Below are 23,668 nucleotides of genomic sequence, written 5' to 3'. Positions count from 1 at the left end.
AAAGCGTTTTCTTAATATGAATAAAGGCGGCATCATCCTAATTTCATAGATTTACATTCAAATTAAAACTAACACCGTTTTGAAAGATTTCTATTGAATACTAAATTATACCAACCATTTTCCGTCTGAATATTGTATCTTTAGTGGAATTTTGCTATACTGACTATGTTGTGAAGTTTCTATTTCAGGAGGTGGAGTTATGCATACTTTGTTACTAACATTATTGATTATCGTAAGCGTTGCTTTAATCGTGATCGTATTACTACAATCAGGTAAAAGTACAGGCTTATCAGGTGCCATCTCGGGTGGAGCTGAGCAACTTTTCGGTAAACAAAAAGCAAGAGGAATGGATTTAATTTTACATAGAATAACGATTGTTCTTGCCGTATTGTTTTTCATTTTAGCTTTAGTGATTGTGAAAATTTAATCGATTGTACATGATTAAATGGTGAAATTTTCGCCAATCCTATTAGAAATAAATGAATTTAATTTACATTATCCAACGCCTAACCGAGCATGGTTAGGCGTTTTAATTTATAATATGAGATGTGCAGAATATGTATACGTAACTATTTTTTGGAGGATTTCATATGCGTAATGCTGAAATAAAACCATTTTTCTTTAAAGCAGGGGAACGGGCCGTACTATTATTACACGGTTTTACAGGCAGTTCTTCAGACGTTCGGATGCTCGGAAGGTTTTTAGAAAAGAAAGGTTATACAAGCCATGCTCCCCATTATAAAGGTCACGGCGTACCACCTGAACAGTTAATCGAAACATCGCCAGAGGATTGGTGGCAAGATGTTGTAAAAGGATATAACACATTAAAAGAGGCAGGCTACGAAAAAATCGCTGTCGTCGGTTTATCATTAGGTGGCGTCTTTTCATTAAAATTAAGTTTATCAACACCTGTGAAGGGAATTGTAACGATGTGTTCGCCAATGGTCATGAGAACAACGGAAAAAATGTTTGATGGCGTTTTAAAATATGCTGGCGACTTTAAACGTTTTGAAGGAAAAGACGAAGCAGTCATCGAACAGGAAGTAGAATCGATTCGTCAACAGGGAATGCCGTCGTTATCGGAACTAAAACAACTTGTCGAAAGTGTTCGATCTGAGTTAGATATGGTTTATGCACCGATTCTCGTCGTACAATCAAAAAATGATGAAATTATTGACCCGAATTCTGCTCATATTATTTATGATGAAGTGGAATCCTTAAGAAAAGAAATCAAATGGTTTGAGCATTCAGGGCACGTTATTACATTAGATAAAGAAAAAGCGTTGCTACACGAAACGGTTTATGAATTTTTACAATCACTGGATTGGGAAGACTAACCGTAAACCCAGCATTGTATTTAGTATTGCAAAAAGGAGGGAAATTATATGACACAAAGTAATGAATTACAAGAGCGTCTATTACAGTTAATGAAGCAAGATGATTATAAACCACTAAAGGTGGATGAACTGGAAGAGCTGCTTGAATTAGAAGATGCGGACGAATTTAAAGAGCTAGTGAAAATGCTTGTCCGCATGGAAGATGAAGGGTTAATCGTACGTTCCCGTTCAAATCGTTACGGATTGCCAGAACGGATGAACTTACTTCGAGGGAAATTCATCGGTCATGCAAAAGGCTTCGGTTTCGTGACGCCAGATGAAGAAGGCATGGATGATATTTTTATTCCACCCCATGAAGTCAATGGCGCATTAAACGGAGATATCGTCTTAATTCGTGTATTAAAAGAATCATCGGGAGACAGAAGAGAAGGTACCGTTACAAAAGTAATTGAACGTAGTAAAACGACATTTGTTGGTACATATCAAGCAAACAGAGGCTTTGGTTTTGTCGTAACAGATGATAAAAAGTTAAACATGGATATTTTCGTAACGAAAGAGGATTCCTTAGGGGCTGTAGATGGCCATAAAGTCGTTGTGGAAATTACGAATTGGCCAGATGATATTAAATCGGCAACAGGAATGGTTACGAAAATTTTAGGTCATAAAAATGATCCAGGTGTCGATATTTTATCGATTCTTTATAAACATGGCATTCCACCTGAGTTTCCACCAGAAGTAGTAGAGGCTGCTGGAGAAGTGCCAGATGAAATTACAGAGGCGGATTTAGTCGGTCGTCGTGATTTACGGAACGAAACGATAGTGACGATTGACGGCGCCGATGCAAAAGACTTGGACGATGCTGTAACCGTTACGAAGTTGGAAGATGGTACGTATAAACTAGGGGTTCATATTGCCGACGTTAGTTATTACGTAACAGAAGGTTCCATTATCGATACGGAAGCTTATGAACGGGCAACGAGTGTTTATTTAACAGACCGAGTGATTCCAATGATTCCTCACCGATTATCGAACGGTATTTGTTCATTGAATCCGCAAGTGGATCGTTTAACTTTGTCTTGTGAAATGATTATTGACCAAAACGGACAAGTCATTGAACATGAAATTTTCCAAAGTGTCATTAAAACGACGGAACGAATGACTTATTCCGATGTGTATAAAATTTTGGAAGAAGAAGACGAAGAGCTAATTAAACGATATGAAAAGCTTGTGCCGATGTTTCAAGATATGAAAGATCTCGCTGCCATTTTACGGAACAAACGAATGGAGCGCGGTGCGATTGACTTTGATTTTAAAGAGTCGAAAGTGCTAGTAGATGAAGATGGCTGGCCTACGGATATCGTTATTCGTGAGCGCACAGTATCTGAACGGTTAATCGAAGAGTTCATGTTAGCAGCGAATGAAACGGTGGCGGAACATTTCCATTGGATGCAAGTGCCGTTTTTATATCGGATTCACGAAGATCCAAAACCAGAAAAATTACAACGCTTCTTTGAATTCGTCACGAATTTCGGTTTAGTTGTTAAAGGAACAGGAAATTCGGTTCATCCAAAGGCGTTACAAGATATTATTACGGCAATTGAAGGAATGCCAGAAGAGCCGGTTATTTCAACAATGTTATTACGTTCGATGCAACAGGCGAAATATTATCCAGAATCGATTGGTCACTTCGGTTTATCGACGGATTTCTATACCCATTTCACATCACCAATCCGACGTTATCCGGACTTAATCGTTCACCGCTTAATCCGTACGTATTTAGTTGAAGGGGATGTATCGAAGGAAACTACTTTCAAATGGGCACAAGTAATGGATGAAATTGCGGATCATACTTCCGAACGGGAACGCCGTGCAGTCGATGCAGAGCGTGATACGGATGCATTGAAAAAAGCACAGTTCATGTCCGATAAAATTGGTGAAGAATTTGAAGGGATTGTCTCTTCCATTACAAACTTTGGTATTTTCGTCGAGTTACCAAATACGATTGAAGGACTTGTCCACATTAGTAATATGACCGACGATTATTATCATTTCGATGAACGTTCGATGATGATGATTGGGGAACATACGAACCGCCAATTCCGTATTGGGGATGAAGTGAAGGTTCGTGTATCCAATGTTATTATAGAAGAGTCATCGGTTGACTTCGAAATCGTCGATATGGTGAAATCTTATGGTGGTAGAACGCGAAAAAGCGCACCAAAGGTTATTCATGCAGGCAGAAAAGCCGATGGAGAAGGCCGAAGTAATCGCCCTGGTAAAAAGGAGCGCAACGAAAAAGGTGGCGCTGGCCGAGGGAAAGATGAAAAAGGTTCAGCCGGACGTAAAGTAAAACAAAAACAAAAGTTTTACGAAGGCGTTGCGAAAAAATCGAAAAAGAAAAAATCAAAAAGACGATAAACATCGCCCAAGTGTAAGCGAAAGCTTGCACTTGGACGTTATTTTGTTTAAAAAGATAGTATACTTTGTTGGTATTGGTAGATTGGGAGGTGTCCTTTTATGGCAAAAGGAACTGGGAAAGTATTAGCACAAAATAAAAAAGCAGGCCATGATTACTTTATTGAAGAAACGTATGAAGCGGGAATGGTGTTGCAAGGAACGGAAATTAAAGCCATCCGCGCAGGAAAAGTCCAATTAAAGGATTCCTTCGTGCGTATTCGAAACGGCGAAGCATGGATTTCTAATATGCATATTAGTCCATATGATCAAGGAAACCGTTTTAACCATGATCCACTTCGTGTGCGTAAATTGCTGTTACATAAAAAGCAAATCAATGAATTAATCGGCTTAACAAAACAAGATGGTTACACAATTGTTCCATTAAAAATGTACATTAAAGACGGCTATGCCAAACTATTAATCGGGCTAGGGAAAGGTAAGAAAAACTACGACAAGCGCGATGACATGAAGAAAAAAGAAGCTAAGCGTGAAATGGAAAGAGCATTTAAAGCAAAAAATCAATTCTAAGTTAAAATGATTACAAAAGATGAATCATAATCTTCTGCGTAGTGAACAGAGTGAACGGAAGCAAAGCGTGAAATGGAACGTGCGTTTAAAGCGAAGAATCAATTCTAAGGTAAAGTGAGTACGAAAGTTGGTTCTCATTCTTCTGCGGAGTGAACGGAAGCAAAACGGAAATTGTAACGAGCATTTAAGCGAGGAATCAGTTTTAGAGATTCGCTAGTTCTATAGGACTTTGGTTAATAAAGGTACTGTAGGAATAAAGAGATGTGTTGAAGTTTTGCTATAATTATCTTATAATAAGAATACAAATTGCCAGTGCATTAAGGCACAAGCTTATAACGCCTTTTCCCGTATGTGTGTAAACACATCTCCTTATTATAATAGGGGGACGTTACGGATTCGACAGGGATGGTTCAAGCTTGAGCTGCGCGTCGGAGGTCTCGGCTCCGTCATCAACGGAAGTTATATAATAACTGGCAAACAACAAAATTTAGCTTACGCAGCTTAGTCTCGTAGCGCTCCGCCTCTCTATCGCCCATGTAGAGAACGTGGGGCTCAACTTTAGTGGGATACGGACGGTGGTGCCGCTTGAGTCACCGTCAAGAGATTTCCAAGCTAGCGTGCAGGACGCCTGTTTGTCGGCATAATGACACGCGAATTGTAAGTAGGCAAACTACACGCGTAGAAGCTTGAGTATTGGAGTTTCTGGACGCGGGTTCGACTCCCGCCGTCTCCATAGAAGATGATAGCAGCTTGGTCTAATTAATGATCTAAGCTGTTTTTTCTTTATATAAAAATTTTTAATCGGTGGGGTGTAGCAAGAATGAAAAAAATCACTGTAAATTCTTTAGAATATAAACGAGTTGAAAAAAATTTAACTTTGGAAAATTTCACTATAGACCCTATAATTGCCAAAAAGGCAATGGAAGTGGTGAATTCTGGCCAACCGATAACACCGAAACTAATTAGAGATGTGTTGAATAATGGGAAAATATAATTTTGATGAAGATGAAACTTATTTACTTTCTCAGAGTGTTCATAAAGTCAAAAATTTAGATGAACTTGAGAAAATCGAGCAATACGCCTTTTTCATTCGTTCATTTCAATTGGAGCAAGGACTATATAAAGTACAAGGGTTTACTTTTAATGATTTAGTTAAACTACACCACCATTTATTTCAAGATATTTATACATTTGCAGGCAAGATACGTAATGTCCAATTAACAAAGGGTAGTACAAGATTCTGTCAGTTTCAGTTCATAGAATCAATGGCTAATGAAATTTTCCAGCAGCTAGAAAATGAATCGGATTGGATGACCACTCAGATAGCGGCAAAACGATTAGCCTACTACAAAGCAGAATTAAACATGCTACATCCATTTCGAGAGGGTAATGGTCGTACCCTTCGGATATTCATACAAAATTTGGCTCAAGCAAAAGGGTATATTTGGCATTACAATCAGATGCAAAAAGAAGAATATATACAAGCAATGATTGAATCCAAATATAATTATTCAAAGCTTGAACAAATTATCTATAATTCACTAGAAAAATTGAATGAATAATAAAGGATTTTGTACCGTATGAAGTGCAAGGTCCTTTTTTATTTGTAAATTTTACAAACGTGCCACATAGGTAGGCTACTCATTTAGATATCAAATATAAGTGAGGGTAAAATTACCCAAATGTGACAAATATATTTATAGACTTTTGGTAGTTAGATAAATAATTTTTTGCAGAATATGGCAAAATTGCTCCAGTTACTGATAAGTAAATGATATTCAACACAACAATCAAGTATATAATTTCACTTGGAAATAAAATAGTATAATAGTAATATTTGATTGGGGGTAAATTTCAGCACAAAAGAACAAAATACATACCGATTATGAAGGTTAAATTTCTCTTTAGGATGATCATATTGTAGGGTGATGTTCTAGGTGTTTAGATGGGTATAGACGCAGCGGATATCTTAGAATTATTTCGCCCTTCTTGTGGTTAAGGTGCATCCGTTGGAACAATTTCAACGTATAATATCAAATTTTTTATATGTATGTTTGGAGGTAGAACGTGAATAAAAGGGAAGATATTTTAAATGCTTGGATTACAATAGAGCAGTTATCGGAAGGTTCTATTAATAAAAAAGAAAAATCGTTAAAGTCTTTACATACTAACGAAGATAATTGGAAGATGTTCTTTTTAGATTTTATAACTAATCAAAAGGAACAAAAAAATATTTCGGATAAGGTCTTTAAAAAATCAGGCTTAGTATTATATTTTGGTATTTTTGATTTTCAAGAAGTGGTTGATATATTGAGAGAGAAGTACTTGATTGCTAAAACTTATGAAGAAGTCAGTAATTCTGAAAAGTTCACCTTTGCATTATATTTTGATAATCAACTAAATTTTATAGCCGATAAATTATTTTTAACAATGAGTGGTTATATACGCGAACATGGTAATTTACCCGAAGATTTTATAAAAGTTGAAAATTTATTTAGAGAAGAGCTAAACCGGAAATTTGATGAGGATTTTAATACTACAATTACTGACCTTATACAAAAGTATAATGTTAAAGTCGAAAACTTTCGCTATAAATTCGTGCAAAATTTGGATAATGAAGATATAAATCTACATTCGTTCTTTATTGAAGATCTAAAAAAAGCAAAGATACTTAATAATGAAAATTTGAATCGATATTTTAATGGGTTTGCTGGGTATAGGAAAAATTTAGACAGCAAGAAAGAGTCAGAACATTTCAATGTAGAAATTTTCGAGGAAATTTTACAACCCAAAAATTATCCGTTAGGACGTTTCCCAAGTAACCCTGAATATCCACTTTCATTCATGCAACAGGTTGCAGTAAATCTAGCATTAAACGATGAAAATGATATTCGTAGTGTCAACGGTCCACCGGGAACAGGTAAGACAACCTTATTAAAGGATATTTTTGCTGATTTAGTAGTACAACAGGCACTAGAAATTTCGCAACTTTCCAATAAAAAGATTCAAGGCAGTTTAGTTTACTGGCGTAATGCAAAACTTGGCGTTTTACCACAAGCCATTTCAGATAAAAATATTATTGTGGCAAGTTCAAATAATGGGGCAGTTCAAAATATTGTTAATGAGTTACCTAAAACAGAAAAAATTTATGAAAATTTTCAAAACCAACTAGTGGAAGCGAATTATTTCAAAGAGATTTCTAATTCAAAATTAATTGGTGAAGGATTCGGAGAAAATCGTAACATAAAAAGGGAGCTGTTAAATGAGGAAAATTGGGGCATTTTCTCGATAGAAGGTGGAGCATCAATAAATATTAATAAATTAATTTTAAACATTGAAGCAATTGAAAAAGATTTAGAAGAAAATTATCAATCAAATCCGGATGTATATCGGGAATTCTCACGACTATATAATGAATTGAAAATTCAAAGAGACAAAGTGCAAGAATATAGCGAAAAAATATATTATCTTCGTAAACTAAAAGCCAAGCAAAAAGAGCAAATTAGTGAATTTGAAAAAGAAGAAAAGAAAAAAAGAACAGATTTAATTATACAGGAAAAAGAGGCTAAAGCTGAAATTGAAAGTCTGAAACAAAAAAGCATAAATATACAAAGCTCTTTATCAAACGCTTCTATTGAACTTGAAAATTTAACTAATGAACAAGCTCAAGCTGAAAGGAATTTTAATGTAGTTACTTCACAAAAGCCGAGTTTTCTATGGTTTCAGAAAATATTTAATAAATCAAAAGTTGAACAGTATTTTATGGATCTTAATAGTGCGAATAAACACTTAAATCATCTTACTCAACAAAAAAGTAAAGTGTTGAATGACTGTACTCATTTTGATAACGAGCTAAAGATAATTGCTGATAAGATTGAGCATATACAAAAACAATATCAGGACAGAATGTCTGTCTTCAATCAATGGTTGACTACTCGGAATAATGAATTGAGAAAATTAGAAGAGGAAATTGAATCACTGGAAAAAATCAAATCACAAACAGGAATAAAGGAGATAGATTTTTCACTTTCATATGAGGAACTTCAATTATCTAATCCTTGGTTTACAAAGGAGTATCGTATTTTACAATCAGAGTTATTCATTTCAGCTTTAAAAGTTAGAAAGCAATTCCTTTATGAAAACAGAAAAAATATAAAAGCGGCAAGGATTATTTGGAATAAACAATCTGAATACATTGCGAAAGAGAATGGACATCAATTAATTTTAGAATCATGGCAATGGCTGAACTTCACTGTTCCTGTTGTCAGTACTACTTTTGCTAGTTTTGGTCGAATGTTTAAAAACCTTAAAGAAAATTCGCTGGGGAATCTATTCATAGATGAGGCTGGACAAGCACTACCACAAGCTAGTGTAGGTGCAATTTTTAGAAGTAAAAAAGTTATGGTTGTAGGGGATCCCTCACAAATAAGACCAGTATTATCGTTAGATTCTAAAGTTCTAAACTTAATTGGAAAACAATATAAAGTAGATGAAAAATTTGTTTCTGCTGATGCATCTACTCAAACAATTGTAGATGATACTAGTCAGTTTGGTTACCGAAAAAATGATGAGGAGTGGATTGGTATTCCACTTTGGGTACATAGACGTTCAAATTATCCTATGTTCACAATTTCAAATGAAATATCTTATGGCGGCTTAATGGTACAAGGTAAAGAAAAAGATAAAGCACAAGGAAAGTCACTGTGGTTAGATTCCATGGGAAAGGCAAATGACAAATTTGTTAAAGAACAAGCTGATTTATTAAAAAAACTAATTGTTATACGATTAAACGAAAATCCAGATTTAGCAAACGAAATCTATGTAATATCCCCATTTAAAAATGTCGCTTCTAAACTTGCAGGAGTTTTAGATAAAATAAACTTTACTAAACGAGAAAATGGGAAGCCAACAAATGTTGGAACTGTTCATACTTTTCAAGGGAAAGAAGCAAAAATTGTCTATTTTGTCCTTGGAGCAGATTCTAATAGCAGTGGGGCGGCAAAATGGGCTGTTTCTGATCCAAATATAATGAATGTTGCGGCTACACGAGCTAAAGAAGAATTTTTTATTATTGGCGATAAAAAATTGTATGTATCACTTGGTAGCGCAGTAGCAAATAAGACGATTTCTATTATTAATGACTATAATGCGTATTAAAAACCCCCATATAAAATGACTTAACTTTAAATAGAGATTACGAATTAGCTCTGAAAGTTATTTAAATAAAGAATCCAGACGTAGAGTGCAATAATAGTTTAATTTGCAAACAACAAAGTATGCTTTTTCGGGATTCTAACCGCTTTTATGGGTGTTGTTACTTTACCATTGCAGCCCTGGTAAATGTAGTGCTTTGAGTTTTGTAAAAAAAAAATCGGCTGGCTGTTGGGCAAGAAAGAGAAGCGAGTCGCAACCTAACCATCCATATTCTATTTACTACTTTCAGGAAGGATAGATGGGTAGGAGTTATTTTTATATTCGATTTCTTTTATTCTCTCAGTTTAAACCAACATTTAACAAAGGAGCTTTTTTCTAGACATAATTAGAGCAAAAAAATATTAATATTAATATTTAATAAAAGGAAATTATCTTTTTTTCAATAAAAAAGAATAGTAAGTACTATTCCCATAATATGGATTTTTTCGTATTATCTTACAAAGAGAGAGTGTTATGTATTAATAAAATTTTAAAGATAATTGAAAGGGGAAAAAATTATGAAAAAAATTACCTCACTAGTATTTGCTTTAACAATTTTATTAACAGGACTTACACTAATATTCGGTACTAATGCAGACGCAAATACTATTAGCGTTAAGGAACGTAGCGACTATTCTTTAAAAGAAGCAGAGTTACTATTTATCGACTTCTTAAAAAACAAAAATTTAAATAGTGAAGTAGGTTCAGAGGAATTTACTAAATATGCAATTGAGCAATTTTACTCTGAATCTATGGATGCTGATTTACTTAAAAGTCCTTATTATGGGGTGTTAATGGCCTATATATCTGAGTACGTATACGCTTATGAAACAACTATAAAAAACACCGACAATGCTAATTTTATTAATGATACAAAAGATGTAGAAATCAAAGCTGAACTAAACCAAAAATTAGCTATTCAAAAAGAGAAGACAATCGGAGAAGTAGAACGGGAGATTGCTGCTGAAGAAGCCATTGCAGAAGCTACTAAAACTAAAAATTCAGCAGCATTAGCTAGCGGTACATATAACGTTACTGCTGCAAAAGCTTATGCAAAAAAATGGTGGAACGGTAGAAATCCGAATTATGAATCGTACTCTTTAGATTGTACAAATTTCACATCTCAAATACTAAGAGCTGGTGGCAAAAATATGAAACAACCTAGAACAATTACACCTATTGTCAACAGTGATACAAATTATTGGTATTACACAACAGTTTCTCGAGTAGGAGTTCCAGTAGATGTAAGATCATCATCCTGGAGTGTTGTTTCAGATTTTTATGCATACTGGAATAAAACTCAACCTACAAAAGCAAGTACAAGTAAATCACAACTTGTTACTTATGCAGATGTAGGAGATATGATTCAGTTTATGAAAAAAGATGCAACTCGTTATAGTCATACTATGTTCGTGTACAAAAAAGGGAATAGTACATTATATTTATCGGGCCATACTGACAACTACTTAGAAAGAAGTTTTTACGATATTAGTTCTATATGGGTAAAATATAGAGTAATTAAATTCTAATTTAATTAGGTTAAAAGTAGGTGTAGATAATTCTATACCTACTTTTATAATTTTGTAGAGAAGTTATAAAATTTCCATATCACTCATTTTTTATTAGTGTACTAATAACTTTTACTATAGAATTAATCATAAGGAAGTCTTTTTCTTAATGAATTAAAATAACTTTATTCTATATAGAAAGGGTACTTCCTTTTCTATTTAGTTTTATTAATACAAAACATCTTATACTCCCAACTGAAAGAAGGTAGAAAAATATGAAAAAATCGTACCTTATAGTAATGCTGTTAATAATTCTATTAGGAATAATTTATTTTACCTTTTCAACTTCAAGTATGAAAGGGGCTTCAGACAATGGTACGTGGGAAGTAGTTTATAAAAAAGTAAAAGAAATTGAAGCGGGAGGGGCATGGAAAGTATCTGTCACACAAGTAGATGAAAAAGAAGTAAATGTGAAGAAGCTTGAATTTCTAGAAAATGATAAAGTGATATCTGAGAGAAATGAATTCTACGAAGGAAGAGATATTGATGGTACCGAATACTCTTTACATCCTTTTTCTTTCCCCGATTTATATTATGGAGATGCACCCAAAAAAGGCTTTACTTATTTCGTCATTATTATATGGGAAGATGAACAGGGCAAAACTCATAAGGACAAAATAGAATTAAAATAAATGAATATAAAAAACAAGGGCTAAAAACCCTTGTTTTTTATATGTACACCTAACATTCGCATGAACTATAGGGGGAGGGAAAATCCCGAACCGATGAGGAGATAATCAATTAATTGATGTAATTTATATAGACAAAATTCCAATCCGAAAGGCGAAATTGTGAATTACTAGAGGTTTAAATTTAATAAGACTCGAAACTATGATTTTAATTATTAAATAACAGATTGTTTATTACCTATAAGAATATTCGGAAAGGTTTCGAAAAAAGGTTATAATTAATTGTGTAAATTTCCCAAAAGTTTGAAAACTGTTTTATAAAAATAATTGCAGGCTTTATCTTCAGAGTCGAACTTTTTAATCTGTGATTTAATACTACGTTCACTATAGTATACCTCCCAAATTTCACCATCACTATTCAAACATAAAGCTTCATTAGGTAATCCTCCATTTAAAGCGTATAAATCTTTGGGAACATTAGCATCAATTAAGCACTGTTGCAATTCTTCTCTTTTCATATTATTTCTCAATCCTTCTAATTATATTTTGATAACTGAATGGTTAAACTCATACTGTGTACCAAGAATCGGTTCGTCAAACCAAGGAGCAATTTTTCCGGCCTGTACTTCTATTGGCCTTTTTACAACATAAACTTGATACAGTTTTAAATAGGTTTCTGGAACTAATACTCGCATTTCATAAGGAACATCATATTTATATTTTCTACTTTATCTACAGCTTTTACAATGTCTTTTGAATTATCGACTACATCCATCGTCACTTTTGCAGCTTTTAGCGGTTTGCCTATTGGTAACATGAAAGCATCGGCAATTGTTTTCTCCGAAAGAGAAGCGTTTGGGTCAAAAGAGTCTATGTCACCAAAAAAGAAATCATATGATATGCTGCATCCCCTATGGAGCAAGTCCATCAGATGTTCCTTTTCCTCCCAATACTTGACTTTGACCTTAAGATGTAAATAAATATTCACAGGCATTTGGATCAACAGCTCTATTTATATTAAATTGGGTTTATTCTTCCTTATTGAGAGCATTCACCTACTGGTGCGCATTGGTAAGAAATCCTATACATTTAAATTTAACGTAACGAAGAGGGGAATATCATGAAAGTTATCAGCTATATAATCGTGAATTTAACAGGAGAGAGGAAAGTAATACATTCGACATTAGGTAGAGCCTCAAAAAGAAACCTTGATAGAGGCTTTGCCATTCAAGGTGTATGAAGGCAAAATTAAAAAGACCAAAGCCCGGTAGAATACCGAACTCTGGTCCTTGAAGTAGCTTAATTACATATGTCTATATTTCTTGGCCAGATCAAATAGAATCTAGTTCTTTATTGCAAACTATATAAAGTCATCCATTTATTTTAGGGATAGTTATTATAGTTTTTTATATACCTCATATAAATCTAATAATTGTTTTCCAAGTTCACTATTAAAATCCCACGAGTCAGCAATAGCTCTTGGATATGAAGGAATATGACTTTTGCTCTCAATCATTAGTTGTATATCTTTATAAAAGTTTTCAAGTTGACTTATCGTCCCATCTTTACCTTGACCTAATTTGTGAGCTTCAATTTCACACTCTATCATAATTTTTACTTTTTCAGCTTCCTTAATAAAGTTTACGGTTTTATTAAGCTGTCTAGATTCGTTATATACCATTGTTCTACGCCTCCTATATATTGATCTCCCATTTGAAACTGCGGACCTGCTTTCCCTTTAATTATAATTGTGTCTGGTTTAACTTGCCATTGTTGAATACCTGTCATTCTGTTCCAATCTGGTGGGAGAGCCAAATTATTTCTATTCACTTGTGGTGAAAATGTTTCAAACAGATATCTTCCTTTTGCATAAGCATTAATATTATCATAAAATCTTAACCCATAAGTATTTGAACCTGCAATATCTAGTCTAATGGTACCAATTTCAAACGATTCTAATGTATTCTTTCTAAATTGACGTGGTACTCCTTGTGATTTTAAGTATTCAGATGCTTGCTTTACCCCAATGTATGGATCATTAAGGGGACTCTTTTCTTTATCTACTTGCTTTTTTTCAAGATTCTTTATGTATTCCCCTAGTTGTTTTACTTCTAAATCAGTAATTGTTTTATCTTGAATCTCTTTCGTTTTATCTACCGATTTTGAGAGGTCTTTTATATTTTCAGCTTTATCTACAGCTTTTGCAATGTCTTTTGAATTATCGACTGCATCCATCGCCACTTTTGCAGCTTTGAGCGGTTTACCTATTGGTAACATGAAAGCAGCGGCTATGGCTTTATCCGAAAGAGAAGCATTCGGGTCAAAAAGAGTCTCTATGTCGCCAAATAAAAATTCATAAGCTAAATCACCTAGTTGGGCAAGCCCATCCGGTGTTCCTGAACCATTTCCTCCCAATACTTGCCTTTGCCCTTCATATGTAAACAAATATTCACCGGTATTTGGATCAACGGGTCTATCTGTATTAAATTGAGCGTATTCGTTCATTACTTGTATTTTACCATTTTCATCAATAGTTATGTTATTTTTCCCAATCACATTAGGTAACATAGGAACTTGCCTAGCAATTTTCTCTTCAGCCGTTGCATACTTATCCATCGAATTTTGAAGGAAGGATACTAGTTTCTGCATATTCTTTTCAATCGTATGTAATTCATTGGATATTTTGTACAATTGATCCCCAATTCCGTGTCGCGCTTTAATACGGTAATCGATTTGAGATCTAATTGATGTAACTTTGTCTGTAGTATTCGATACTTTCGTCGCAACTTGTGAAAAGCTAGGGGTCAAATCATTAACTCTATCGATATCGACTTTTATCTTTGACATGAATGTCCTCCACAAAATTGATTATGGATAATTATATCAAATTTGGAAAATATAAAACAGATAACTAACCTCATAAGATACTCCCGCAGTCTCCATACATGAATTTTAATGAACGCTAAAAACCTTAATTATAAGGGGTTTGGCGTTGGTTTCACCTGTTTGCAGTTAATTGTAGTTAACGAAGGTAAGGATTCATATACTGGATAAATTTGTTATAAATTAATGTGAGGGGCTTTAGCAGATATGAAGGTGATCCAGTGATGAATTTCAAAGGAATTGAAAAAGCATTAGTTAAATTAATAAAAATTCTACTTTATTTTGCCATTGTATTAATAATGATTTATTTAATTTGTACTATATATAATTGGATTATCAGTTGGTTCTTTAATGAATTTAAAATAAAGGATAAGTTTATTTACTTATTTGGAGATATGGATATTAAACATCAGATTGCTCTACCATTTTTTGTGGGCATCATTGGTAGTTTTTCAACATCACTCATCATGTTATTAAAAGGGCAAACAGATGTAAAGATAACTTTATTCAATGGTTCCTTAGAAATACTTAATTGGATTATTGCGGTTATTACTGCTTGTTTATTAGGCGGTATAGCGGGTGTTGGAGCTGTCAATATTTTGAATAGTGATGGTTCAGTGACGGAGGTTTTAGTAATTGCGCTTGTTGCAGGATTAAGCGGAATTACTTATTTAAAAGGCATTGCTTTAATGAGTGGTACGGAAGAAAATGAAATCTTTAAAGCAAGAGTAGATGAAGTCATTGATAATGGTCAAGTGCTATTAACGTATGGGGAAATACCTAATAATGAAATTTTAGATAGTTGGGAAGACTTTATTCAAACATGGGTCGAATATCATGTTGATCAATTTAAAAACGATAATCCCACACACACGAATGAGGAATTTCACGCATATCTTATAGAGCTAGAAGAATTAATTGATAGGATATGGAAGGGAGATGAGGTGGATGGATAATTTAAAGCCCTCTGATGTAAAGAGTATCAAAAATATTATTCGGAAAGCTCGTAAAGCAAAATCCTTGAGTGAAATCAATCATTACAATGAACAACTAAAAAGAATTGACGCTAAAAATCGAAGAAAATCAGTAACAAATAGTATTTTAGCAAGATATAAAAATAGCGAGTCATTATAATTTTATATGAAATCGAAACTCTACATAGGTGGAAATGTAGGGTTATCTATTTTTCGGTTATAAAATAATTTGGTGTCAATTCATATAAAAAAGCACGTCATCACCAGATTAAATAATAGAGTATAAAATATGGGAAATAGTTCCTGAAAAGTGTTATATTATACTTATAAAATATTTGATATAATCCATTTTAGGTGACAAAAGTTATGTGGAGGAAAAGTAATAGTGATAGTAATAGTCTATTATTAACTAGTTTCGTGATATAATATACTGTTGCATAAGAAATGAAGTTGTATTGTAAAAAACTAGGAGTCTAAAATTTTGTTATCATATTAGTATTATACATAGAAATTTAAAATAGTTTGATTTATATAAATTATATAGGTATTTTTATATTTTATTTGGATAGGAGAAGTATTATGAATGGGTATGACATTAAATATTCACAATTAATAGCATTTTTAGAAAATCAAAGAGCAAATTTAGGCGATTGGGAAAAAGTTCGTCAAAATGAAGTTTTAGGAGGGGCTAATAAGGAAGCGCTACGAACTGTCGCAAGTTTAACTAATTTACAACCTGAAGATTTGACGGAAGATAAATGGGATGCATTAATTAATTCTCTTAAGAAAAGAGAGGAAAAAAAGAATGTCATAAAGTTAGGAAAAAATGTTATAAATGATGCTCAAATTCCTAGAGATTCAAATTCTGCATGGCAACTTTATAAATCAAAATTAATAGAACAAAATTGGTCTGAAAACTCTATAAGAAATATAGAAAAGTCTTCATTTGAAATATTACAGAATTTATCAATGGATACAGAAAAGGATGGTCCGATAAAAGGTTTAGTAGTTGGGAATGTTCAATCTGGTAAAACTGCTAACATGGCTGGATTAATGGCTATGGCGGCTGATAATGGATTTAACTATTTTATTATTTTATCAGGAGTTATTGAAAATTTACGTCAACAAACTTCTACTCGTTTATATAATGACATGAATACCTCTGGTGTAAGTAATTTACATTGGCATCAGGTAGATAAACCTTCATTAAAATCTAAATTGCCAGAACATGATATTAGTAAGTTTAAACTAGAATCTAAATCTAAGGATAGATATTTTACCGTATGCTTAAAAAATAGCAGTAGATTAAATGCATTAATTAAATGGCTATACTCTGATAAAAATAAAACAAAACAATTAAAGGTTTTAGTAATAGACGATGAGGCTGATCAAGCGAGTATCAATACCAATAATATTGAAGAAGAAAATAGAACCGCAATTAATCAAATGATTAGAAAGTTAGTGAATAATAGAGAAGTTAAAGGTATGAATTATATCGCTTATACCGCAACTCCTTATGCAAATGTATTGAATGAAGTCGCTGAGGATTCCCTTTATCCCAAGGATTTTATTGTGTTATTGGAGCCTTCTGAGGACTATATCGGACCGAAACAAATATTCGGAACGGAGGAGCCAGAAATAAGTCCACATATTGATATTATCAGAGATATTCCTGAGGCCGACGAATCAATAGTCCGTGAAATACAAGATAAAAATTTACACATTGAACTTCCAAAAAGTTTAGTTGAATCGATTCATTGGTTTATTTTAACTGTTGCTGCAATGCGTGCAATTGAATATAAAAAGCCAATTTCGATGTTAGTACACACAAGCTTCAAAATTGCACACCATGAAAATATAGCGAAAAAAATTGAAGAATATTTATTGAAATTTCAAAATAGTTACGAAGAAATTAAACCGGAATTACAAGTTTTATATGAAAATGAGTCGTTAGATTTTAAACGTTCTTATTTCCTTGAAGGGATGAAAAATTATTCATCTAGGGATAAAGTGCCAGATTATCCTAAGTGGGAAGACGTTGAACGCTATATTGATAGAATGATTCGGCTCCCTAAAAGTGAATTTATTAGCCATATTCCAATTGGTGAAGAAGGTCAACCTGCTTATCATAAGGGATTACATCTCGTAATTGATAACAGTAAAGCGACTGCGGATAATCAAATAGTACGTCTTATTTATCCCAAAAAACCAGTCTCTAATATTGCACCAGCCTTTATTGTTATAGGCGGTAATACCCTTTCACGTGGTTTAACGTTAGAAGGATTAACGACAACATATTTTTTAAGAACAACAAGTCAGGCAGATACACTTATGCAAATGGCTCGATGGTTTGGTTATCGTAAAGGATATGAGATTTTTCCACGAATTTGGTTAGATCGTATGGCACTTGAAAGATTTCAGTTTTTATCTCAAATGAATGAGGAGTTACGTGAGGAAATAAATACGTTCGCAATTAATGGGTTAACGCCTAAAGACTATGCTCCTAGAATTAAAAATTCTGTTAATTATAAATTAATTCGAATTACTTCAAGTAATAAAATGCAATCGGCAGAACCAAGTGAATATGATTTCGCTGGCTTCAACTCTCAAACAATTTACTTTGAAAAAGATGAGGCAATATTGGAACATAATTTACAACATACTCAAAGCTTTTTAAATTCTCTTTCAAGTCCGGAGATTAAAAATAATCATATGATTTGGAGAGATGTTTCGATTGATGAGGTCAAGTTATTTTTAGAAAACTACAAAGTATGTGAAACGGATATTAAAATGTCTAGTTTGCCAGCATTACTTGAATGGGCTGCTGAAAATTCAGGGGAATTAGCAAATTGGAGTATCGTTTTATCAAGTGTAGGGAAAGTGGAATCAACTAAAGATCTTAACAGTGATTGGAATATACATGGGTATAGTCCTAATCCATCAATCCGTACCAAATTAAAAAGTCGTAGTACTGATAAAATCGCAAATATAGGTGCATTAAGATCACCGGCCGATTTATTGTCAGATATTGAAGATGAAATTTCATCGTCCGAACGAAGTGAATCTAAAATTTCAAATATCCGAGCAATTCGAGAAAAATATGGCTATGGTAAAGTTCCACAAATTATTATTTACCGCATCGATAAGGGTGATTCATCTAAAGAAGAATATCGGAAAAAATTTGCGGGTAAGAATTATAAGGACTCGCATCCAAATCGCGAACCTTTAAATTTCCCAAAAGATATTATTGGTATCAATGTTATGATTCCGGGAATTTTAAAAGGTAGTCAAACCACATATATTTCAGCAAAGCTGAATGTAAATGAAAATTTTGATAAAGAGGATTATTATCAAGAGGAGAATGAGGATTAATGAGAATTAAACATGCATTAAATGACATTCAGAGCATGTCCCATGATGGTGGGAAGATACTTACGTCGTTACAAAATAACTATTTACCTTTAATTGATTTAGTAGTACGTGAATCTATTCAAAACAGTTTAGATGCTACTATTGAAGGTCAATCAAGAACATTAGTAGATTTTAAAATAGACAAATTCAATTCTGAGGAGTTAGCTTCAAATTTCGAAGAAGTTGAACATATATTACTTAAAAGGTTCCCAGGTCAGCAAGAATTCATTGCTATTAGTGATCGTAATACATATGGTCTTACAGGGGATTATACTTCAACTGACTTCAAAGTTTTAAATAGAAGTAATTTTTATAAATTAGTTTTTGGCATTGGAAAAAACCAAGATAAGGATGGTGCTGGTGGTAGTTGGGGTTATGGTAAGACAAGTTATTTCCGTTTGGGTGTTGGTATTGTAATTTATTACACTCGTATTCAAACAGGCGATGGTTATGAAGAACGATTAATTGCATCCATAATTGAGGATCCAAGTAAAAGTGAGAGATTGTTGTCAAATAATGAACGAGGTATTGCGTGGTGGGGAGAATTTGCAGTTGATGGTGATAGAATTTATCCAATCACGAATAGTGAAGAAATCGGAAAGTTTTTATCTATATTTGGGCTAAGTAATTATCAAGGATCAGAAACAGGCACAACAATAATTATTCCATATTTAGATGATTTTAATCATGAATCTGTTGAGGAAGATATGTTGAAATTTCCTTGGGAAAAAACACGTGAAGATTCAATTCGTATGGCTGTACAAAGATGGTATTTTCCTCGTATCTGGAATGAAAATTACAGCAAACAGTTAAGTAATTCTATTTTAGATTGTCGAGTAAATGATGTTGCTATACATCCAGTGATAAATTTTGAACCGGTTTTCAAAATTTATCAGGAGCTATATTCATCAGCTTTATTAGGTAAGCCACTTACTGCAAATACTAGGGTGGAAGCGATTAGATTTGGACAAAATGGTTTAGAAAATCAAAAAGAACCCATTGGGCATATTGCTTTTCGGGAAGTTAGTAGAGAAGAGTTGAAGATGGTTCCACCTGAAAATAAACCTTCTGGTTTAGCATATTTAGGTTTAAGAGATAGGAACAAAATAGAAAACCATACTTCAAAGGTAATTGCATATGGACGTAAGCCTGGTATGATTGTTGAGTATAGTGTAGATGGTCCCTGGTCAAATGGAGAAGTAGCTTTAAAAGAGGGGAATATTTTATTAGGCTTTTTTGTTCCGAATTCTTATGGAATACTAGCTGACAGTTTTAAAAAGTATGGCTATACAACTATAGAAAGCTATTTAAGGTCGATTGAAAGTTCTGACCATGCAGAATGGCAAGATGCAGTAAATATTACTCTTGTTACTCGTATGAAAAACTATACTAGTAGAGCAATTAAAAATGCGTATCAAAATACAGAAGATGTAGCTAATTCTTCTGTAACATCAAGTTTATCACGAAAGTTTGGCGCTTTATTAATGCCACCTAATAACTTTGGGAAAACATCTGCTCGCCAAAAGCTACCAGAGAAAACGGGAGAGAAGGGGACGAGTCGACTTAGAGGCTCAGATATTACAGTTATCCGTTCAATTCCAATTAATGAGCATAGTGTTGAAGTTGTCTTTAAAGCATTTGTTAAGAAAGAAACGAAAAATAATTTAATTATTCAAGTTCTGACTCAAGATCAAAAAATGGATAAAGAATCATGGTATAAAGTAATGGGTGAAAATATTCAATATCCGTTCGAAATCGAAACAGTATATATTAATAAAATTGATAATGAAACAATTGATAATTCATGTGAAAAATATCAAGATAGTACAGTATCCATTCAATTATTAGAAGAAAATACAACTGTTTTGGAAATTCAATCCTATATATCAAACAATATTGAAATTGAAGGGAAGCTAAAACTTAAAGTACATTCAAATCAATATGTTCCAAATGTTGCAATAAGATCGTTATAAGTAAGGAAGGTGTTTATAGACAATGGTTCAATCTACTAATCAAGTTTCGTTATATCGAAAAATGGATAAAGATATGGCAGACAAAGCAGGTTTGAAAGTAGAAATCCCACAATTTTCATATAGAAGTAGTGAAGGTATCACTGAGATTGAAGTTGGAAAATTATTTGATGGAGTTTTAAAAGTGAATGAGTTTGATACAGAATGGGCACCCAGTGAAAATGATTTATCAATTAAGCAAAAGTTTATATTTAACAATCCTTCAGCTTTGTTTGGTGAAGATGGTGTGACAATGAACAAAAATAAAATCGGACTTGCTGTCCACCTTCATTCAAAAACTTCTGGTTTTCAACAAAAATTAAATTTTGGTAGTATTGTAGATTCAACTGAAAAAATTGAAATTGATTTTGAATATAATTTCCCGAAGAATAGCTTACGCGGGAATTTGGAGATAGACTTCTTCCTATTTTTGCAAGAATCTAATGAAACAAAACCGTATCATGCGAAAAAGGTTGGAATGACTTTAAGTGAAGAGGATTTATATAATTTATTTATTGTTATAGATGGAAATGGTTCCGCTTTCCCGATTACTGAATTTAGTGATAAAGATGGGCCATTATGGATTCTTGAAAAAAATTGGATAGATGCGAGTGAGGATACGTTTGATAGCTCAAACGTCAATTTAAGTTTAAATATTGTGCACCCACTTTTTGAGCAAGTAAAAAACGGAAAATTAAAAGTAAGTAAAGCTTTAATGGGTGATATTATGGTACAAGCAATGTCTATGATTATACAACAAGTAGTGATTATCGAAGGAAACTCATTGGAGGATCTAGAAGATACATCTTCTAATAGTATCCTAGCTGTAGTGAAATATTGGGTATCAACGTTTGAAGTTGATACAACATCGATTTTCACTATAATGAACTCATTAAGAAGAACTCTTGAGAAAGATATGATTGGTGGAGAGTAGAATGATTAATTGGGAAAATATAAATTACGATGTTAATAAAGCTAGTATGGATTTTAATAAGCTGGTAGTTCACTCAACTTCTATTGAGCCAATAAATCCCAAAGCGGAATTTATTAAGCTTCGTAATCTGTTAATTCAAGCTAGGGATGAGATTTTTGAAGAGCACGATTTGGATGGTGCCAATAAGTTAGATTATCAATTTGACTTACTATTTGGTTTGAAAATTTTTGAGATTTTGAATGAATCTATAGGATTTACAAATCGTGTTGCAACCAATGACGACGTTTGGCGTTATCTTTCTGTATGTGTTGTACCTGATATTGTTCATTCAAGATGGTCTTTAAATGCTGATCATTTTTATAGAATTTCACGAAGAATTTGGCTTAAAACAATTTGGTGGTATATTAACCTTTCATGGAGAGGGAATATAAATGATACATATGAAATTTTAAAAGACAATACTACTGATACGATTTTACAATTAGTAGAGCGTCCAGGCATTGGTTACTATACAGAATTGTATCGAGAGTTAATGATGCAATATTCACATCACGAGGATACATCACGTGATTTATTTCGAAGAGTGTTGAAGCTAAATACAGCTCGATTATTAACGACTTCCCCAGAATTAGTAGATGGTGGAATTGAAGGGTATGTAAATGACTTATTTAATACAGCTAAGGAAAGTGTAATGATTTAATGAATACCTATACAGAAAATTTGTATAATAATATTTTTAATAAAATTGCTAACGAATATACGAATTTGAGAGTAATAAGTGGGTATGGATCAGCTACTTTTTTAAAACGGGTAATTGAAGACTTTCCACATTTAAGTGTAGAGCTTTTTCTTGGAATGGCTTCTGAGGGAGTTTCAATTAACAATCATGTAGCCTATCAAAAGTTTACGAAATCAGAGGATAAAGTTAATGTTTATTATCAAATTAGTAAACCACTTAATCATATGAAAATCCTTGAGTTTAGCAATTCTACTGCAAAAACATTATTAGCAGGTTCAGCTAACTTTACTGAAAATGGATTTTTAATTCAAAGAGAATTAATGAGTACTATAACAGATAATTTAGATTCTTTATTTGAGGAGCAAAGAGCGAATTCATTGATTTGTATTGATCCTACCGTTGAACAATATATTAGTTTCTATAAAGAAGACACAAATAAAGGATATATAACAGAAGTAACCAAACTGGATAAAGGAAAACAAGATGTGGTTATAGGGATGAATAATCTACAAGTTACACCTGAGCAAGTACATCATTTTAAACAAAAAATGCTAGAATTAAGTAGTAGAGTAGATTTTTCTTTATATACTACATTTGAAATTTCAGTTGTGTTAAAAAGTGAACATAATCCAATGTGGTCTTGTAAAGGAATTAATGCATGGACTATTGGAAAAGAACCAGTACTTGAACAAACACCAAGATTATCTTTTGATAAAGTTTTTCCAAAAAATAAAGAGTTCACAATTTTCACTGATGATAATCAAACTTTTAGGGCTAAATTAACAGGAAATTTTAATGGCCAGTTAACTATTTTGAATTGCAATTTATACGATTATATTTGTAATCGTATATCGTTGACACAGAAACGTCCTATTAGTTATGATGATTTAGTTGCAAAAAATTGTACAACAATGTATTTCAAAAGAATAAATGAAATCGAATATTGTATGAGTTTTAATAAAGACTACTTAACTAACAAATGAATTTTAGGAGGTTGAAGGGTTCA

21 protein-coding genes and 1 other RNA gene are annotated in these 23,668 nt (G+C 33.0%); 17 read left to right on the top strand and 5 right to left on the bottom strand.

All coding sequences use genetic code 11. The features are described 5' to 3' along the window. Nucleotides 1–199 precede the first annotated feature (199 nt). The 10 genes from secG to ACH0B5_RS00555 all read left to right on the top strand — a co-directional run bounded on the left by secG (nucleotide 200) and on the right by ACH0B5_RS00555 (nucleotide 11,715). Nucleotides 200–427, top strand: coding sequence for a preprotein translocase subunit SecG (secG, locus tag ACH0B5_RS00600; protein WP_122970799.1), 228 nt, complete (start codon nucleotides 200–202; stop codon nucleotides 425–427). A 163-nt stretch (nucleotides 428–590) separates the two neighbouring features. Then, on the top strand, nucleotides 591–1,337 hold the full coding sequence (locus ACH0B5_RS00595) for an alpha/beta hydrolase (protein WP_122970798.1): 747 nt from the start codon (nucleotides 591–593) through the stop codon (nucleotides 1,335–1,337). A gap of 48 nt (nucleotides 1,338–1,385) precedes the next feature. Then, on the top strand, nucleotides 1,386–3,755 hold the full coding sequence (gene rnr / locus ACH0B5_RS00590; RefSeq protein ID WP_406927260.1) for a ribonuclease R: 2,370 nt from the start codon (nucleotides 1,386–1,388) through the stop codon (nucleotides 3,753–3,755). Nucleotides 3,756–3,854: 99 nt separating this feature from the next. After that, complete coding sequence (gene smpB, locus ACH0B5_RS00585) at nucleotides 3,855–4,322, top strand: SsrA-binding protein SmpB (RefSeq protein ID WP_122970796.1); 468 nt, start codon at nucleotides 3,855–3,857, stop codon at nucleotides 4,320–4,322. 381 nt (nucleotides 4,323–4,703) lie between these two features. After that, nucleotides 4,704–5,058, top strand: a transfer-messenger RNA (tmRNA) gene (gene ssrA / locus ACH0B5_RS00580). 84 nt (nucleotides 5,059–5,142) lie between these two features. After that, nucleotides 5,143–5,316 carry a Zn-dependent hydrolase gene (locus ACH0B5_RS00575; protein ID WP_122970795.1) on the top strand — a complete coding sequence of 58 codons (174 nt, stop codon included), beginning with the start codon at nucleotides 5,143–5,145 and terminating at the stop codon, nucleotides 5,314–5,316. Further along, complete coding sequence (locus ACH0B5_RS00570) at nucleotides 5,303–5,884, top strand: Fic/DOC family protein (RefSeq protein ID WP_406927259.1); 582 nt, start codon at nucleotides 5,303–5,305, stop codon at nucleotides 5,882–5,884. The genes ACH0B5_RS00575 and ACH0B5_RS00570 overlap by 14 nt, the downstream gene beginning before the upstream one ends. 505 nt (nucleotides 5,885–6,389) lie before the next feature. Then, nucleotides 6,390–9,479: an AAA domain-containing protein gene (locus tag ACH0B5_RS00565; RefSeq protein WP_122973640.1), complete on the top strand. Its 3,090-nt coding sequence runs from the start codon at nucleotides 6,390–6,392 to the stop codon at nucleotides 9,477–9,479. 554 nt (nucleotides 9,480–10,033) lie between these two features. Further along, nucleotides 10,034–11,044: an amidase domain-containing protein gene (locus tag ACH0B5_RS00560; RefSeq protein ID WP_406927258.1), complete on the top strand. Its 1,011-nt coding sequence runs from the start codon at nucleotides 10,034–10,036 to the stop codon at nucleotides 11,042–11,044. 254 nt (nucleotides 11,045–11,298) lie between these two features. Then, on the top strand, nucleotides 11,299–11,715 hold the full coding sequence (locus tag ACH0B5_RS00555) for a hypothetical protein (RefSeq protein ID WP_122973642.1): 417 nt from the start codon (nucleotides 11,299–11,301) through the stop codon (nucleotides 11,713–11,715). 275 nt (nucleotides 11,716–11,990) lie between these two features. Here ACH0B5_RS00555 and ACH0B5_RS00550 read toward each other — a convergent pair whose 3' ends face one another. From ACH0B5_RS00550 to ACH0B5_RS00530, 5 genes are all read right to left on the bottom strand, one after another. After that, nucleotides 11,991–12,230: a hypothetical protein gene (locus tag ACH0B5_RS00550; RefSeq protein WP_122973643.1), complete on the bottom strand. Its 240-nt coding sequence runs from the start codon at nucleotides 12,228–12,230 to the stop codon at nucleotides 11,991–11,993. A gap of 21 nt (nucleotides 12,231–12,251) precedes the next feature. Continuing rightward, nucleotides 12,252–12,407, bottom strand: a complete 156-nt coding sequence (locus tag ACH0B5_RS00545; protein WP_122973644.1) for a TNT domain-containing protein — start codon at nucleotides 12,405–12,407, stop codon at nucleotides 12,252–12,254. Next, entirely contained in the window at nucleotides 12,395–12,640 is a 246-nt protein-coding gene (locus tag ACH0B5_RS00540; protein ID WP_122973645.1) for a hypothetical protein, read from the bottom strand. The genes ACH0B5_RS00545 and ACH0B5_RS00540 overlap by 13 nt, the downstream gene beginning before the upstream one ends. A 468-nt stretch (nucleotides 12,641–13,108) precedes the next feature. After that, on the bottom strand, nucleotides 13,109–13,393 hold the full coding sequence (locus ACH0B5_RS00535) for a hypothetical protein (protein WP_406927257.1): 285 nt from the start codon (nucleotides 13,391–13,393) through the stop codon (nucleotides 13,109–13,111). Beyond that, nucleotides 13,354–14,559: a hypothetical protein gene (locus ACH0B5_RS00530; RefSeq protein WP_406927256.1), complete on the bottom strand. Its 1,206-nt coding sequence runs from the start codon at nucleotides 14,557–14,559 to the stop codon at nucleotides 13,354–13,356. The genes ACH0B5_RS00535 and ACH0B5_RS00530 overlap by 40 nt, the downstream gene beginning before the upstream one ends. 260 nt (nucleotides 14,560–14,819) lie before the next feature. Between ACH0B5_RS00530 and ACH0B5_RS00525 the strand changes: the two genes are divergently transcribed. The 7 genes from ACH0B5_RS00525 to ACH0B5_RS00495 all read left to right on the top strand — a co-directional run bounded on the left by ACH0B5_RS00525 (nucleotide 14,820) and on the right by ACH0B5_RS00495 (nucleotide 23,645). Beyond that, a complete protein-coding gene (locus ACH0B5_RS00525) occupies nucleotides 14,820–15,551 on the top strand; it encodes a hypothetical protein (RefSeq protein ID WP_406927255.1) in 732 nt (243 codons plus the stop codon). Then, nucleotides 15,544–15,729, top strand: a complete 186-nt coding sequence (locus tag ACH0B5_RS00520) for a hypothetical protein (RefSeq protein ID WP_191708296.1) — start codon at nucleotides 15,544–15,546, stop codon at nucleotides 15,727–15,729. The genes ACH0B5_RS00525 and ACH0B5_RS00520 overlap by 8 nt, the downstream gene beginning before the upstream one ends. Before the next feature lie 419 nt (nucleotides 15,730–16,148). Beyond that, nucleotides 16,149–18,941, top strand: a complete 2,793-nt coding sequence (locus ACH0B5_RS00515; RefSeq protein ID WP_406927254.1) for a Z1 domain-containing protein — start codon at nucleotides 16,149–16,151, stop codon at nucleotides 18,939–18,941. Further along, entirely contained in the window at nucleotides 18,941–20,953 is a 2,013-nt protein-coding gene (locus ACH0B5_RS00510; protein WP_406927253.1) for a hypothetical protein, read from the top strand. The genes ACH0B5_RS00515 and ACH0B5_RS00510 overlap by 1 nt, the downstream gene beginning before the upstream one ends. Before the next feature lie 22 nt (nucleotides 20,954–20,975). Then, complete coding sequence (locus tag ACH0B5_RS00505; protein WP_406927252.1) at nucleotides 20,976–21,923, top strand: hypothetical protein; 948 nt, start codon at nucleotides 20,976–20,978, stop codon at nucleotides 21,921–21,923. Between the two features lies 1 nt (nucleotide 21,924). After that, nucleotides 21,925–22,623: a DUF6339 family protein gene (locus ACH0B5_RS00500; RefSeq protein WP_406927251.1), complete on the top strand. Its 699-nt coding sequence runs from the start codon at nucleotides 21,925–21,927 to the stop codon at nucleotides 22,621–22,623. Continuing rightward, the gene (locus ACH0B5_RS00495) at nucleotides 22,623–23,645 is read left to right on the top strand and encodes a phospholipase D family protein (protein ID WP_406927250.1); all 1,023 of its coding nucleotides are present in this window, start codon (nucleotides 22,623–22,625) and stop codon (nucleotides 23,643–23,645) included. Before ACH0B5_RS00500 ends, ACH0B5_RS00495 begins: the two co-directional genes overlap by 1 nt. The last annotated feature ends 23 nt before the right edge of the window (nucleotides 23,646–23,668 follow it).

The sequence above is a fragment of the Ureibacillus sp. 179-F W5.1 NHS genome, assembly GCF_045369345.1.
Lineage (GTDB): Bacteria > Bacillota > Bacilli > Bacillales_A > Planococcaceae > Ureibacillus > Ureibacillus halotolerans.
This window is presented reverse-complemented; position numbering and strand designations above follow the sequence as displayed.

Bases quoted from the DNA above. Each gene is read 5' to 3' on its own strand.
- secG (WP_122970799.1), top strand. From the start codon at position 200: ATGCATACTTTGTTACTAACATTATTGATTATCGTAAGCGTTGCTTTA.
- ACH0B5_RS00595 (WP_122970798.1), top strand. From the start codon at position 591: ATGCGTAATGCTGAAATAAAACCATTTTTCTTTAAAGCAGGGGAACGG.
- rnr (WP_406927260.1), top strand. From the start codon at position 1,386: ATGACACAAAGTAATGAATTACAAGAGCGTCTATTACAGTTAATGAAG.
- smpB (WP_122970796.1), top strand. From the start codon at position 3,855: ATGGCAAAAGGAACTGGGAAAGTATTAGCACAAAATAAAAAAGCAGGC.
- ACH0B5_RS00575 (WP_122970795.1), top strand. From the start codon at position 5,143: ATGAAAAAAATCACTGTAAATTCTTTAGAATATAAACGAGTTGAAAAA.
- ACH0B5_RS00570 (WP_406927259.1), top strand. From the start codon at position 5,303: ATGGGAAAATATAATTTTGATGAAGATGAAACTTATTTACTTTCTCAG.
- ACH0B5_RS00560 (WP_406927258.1), top strand. From the start codon at position 10,034: ATGAAAAAAATTACCTCACTAGTATTTGCTTTAACAATTTTATTAACA.
- ACH0B5_RS00555 (WP_122973642.1), top strand. From the start codon at position 11,299: ATGAAAAAATCGTACCTTATAGTAATGCTGTTAATAATTCTATTAGGA.
- ACH0B5_RS00550 (WP_122973643.1), bottom strand. From the start codon at position 12,230: ATGAAAAGAGAAGAATTGCAACAGTGCTTAATTGATGCTAATGTTCCC.
- ACH0B5_RS00545 (WP_122973644.1), bottom strand. From the start codon at position 12,407: ATGCGAGTATTAGTTCCAGAAACCTATTTAAAACTGTATCAAGTTTAT.
- ACH0B5_RS00540 (WP_122973645.1), bottom strand. From the start codon at position 12,640: ATGGACTTGCTCCATAGGGGATGCAGCATATCATATGATTTCTTTTTT.
- ACH0B5_RS00535 (WP_406927257.1), bottom strand. From the start codon at position 13,393: ATGGTATATAACGAATCTAGACAGCTTAATAAAACCGTAAACTTTATT.
- ACH0B5_RS00530 (WP_406927256.1), bottom strand. From the start codon at position 14,559: ATGTCAAAGATAAAAGTCGATATCGATAGAGTTAATGATTTGACCCCT.
- ACH0B5_RS00525 (WP_406927255.1), top strand. From the start codon at position 14,820: ATGAATTTCAAAGGAATTGAAAAAGCATTAGTTAAATTAATAAAAATT.
- ACH0B5_RS00520 (WP_191708296.1), top strand. From the start codon at position 15,544: ATGGATAATTTAAAGCCCTCTGATGTAAAGAGTATCAAAAATATTATT.
- ACH0B5_RS00515 (WP_406927254.1), top strand. From the start codon at position 16,149: ATGAATGGGTATGACATTAAATATTCACAATTAATAGCATTTTTAGAA.
- ACH0B5_RS00510 (WP_406927253.1), top strand. From the start codon at position 18,941: ATGAGAATTAAACATGCATTAAATGACATTCAGAGCATGTCCCATGAT.
- ACH0B5_RS00505 (WP_406927252.1), top strand. From the start codon at position 20,976: ATGGTTCAATCTACTAATCAAGTTTCGTTATATCGAAAAATGGATAAA.
- ACH0B5_RS00500 (WP_406927251.1), top strand. From the start codon at position 21,925: ATGATTAATTGGGAAAATATAAATTACGATGTTAATAAAGCTAGTATG.
- ACH0B5_RS00495 (WP_406927250.1), top strand. From the start codon at position 22,623: ATGAATACCTATACAGAAAATTTGTATAATAATATTTTTAATAAAATT.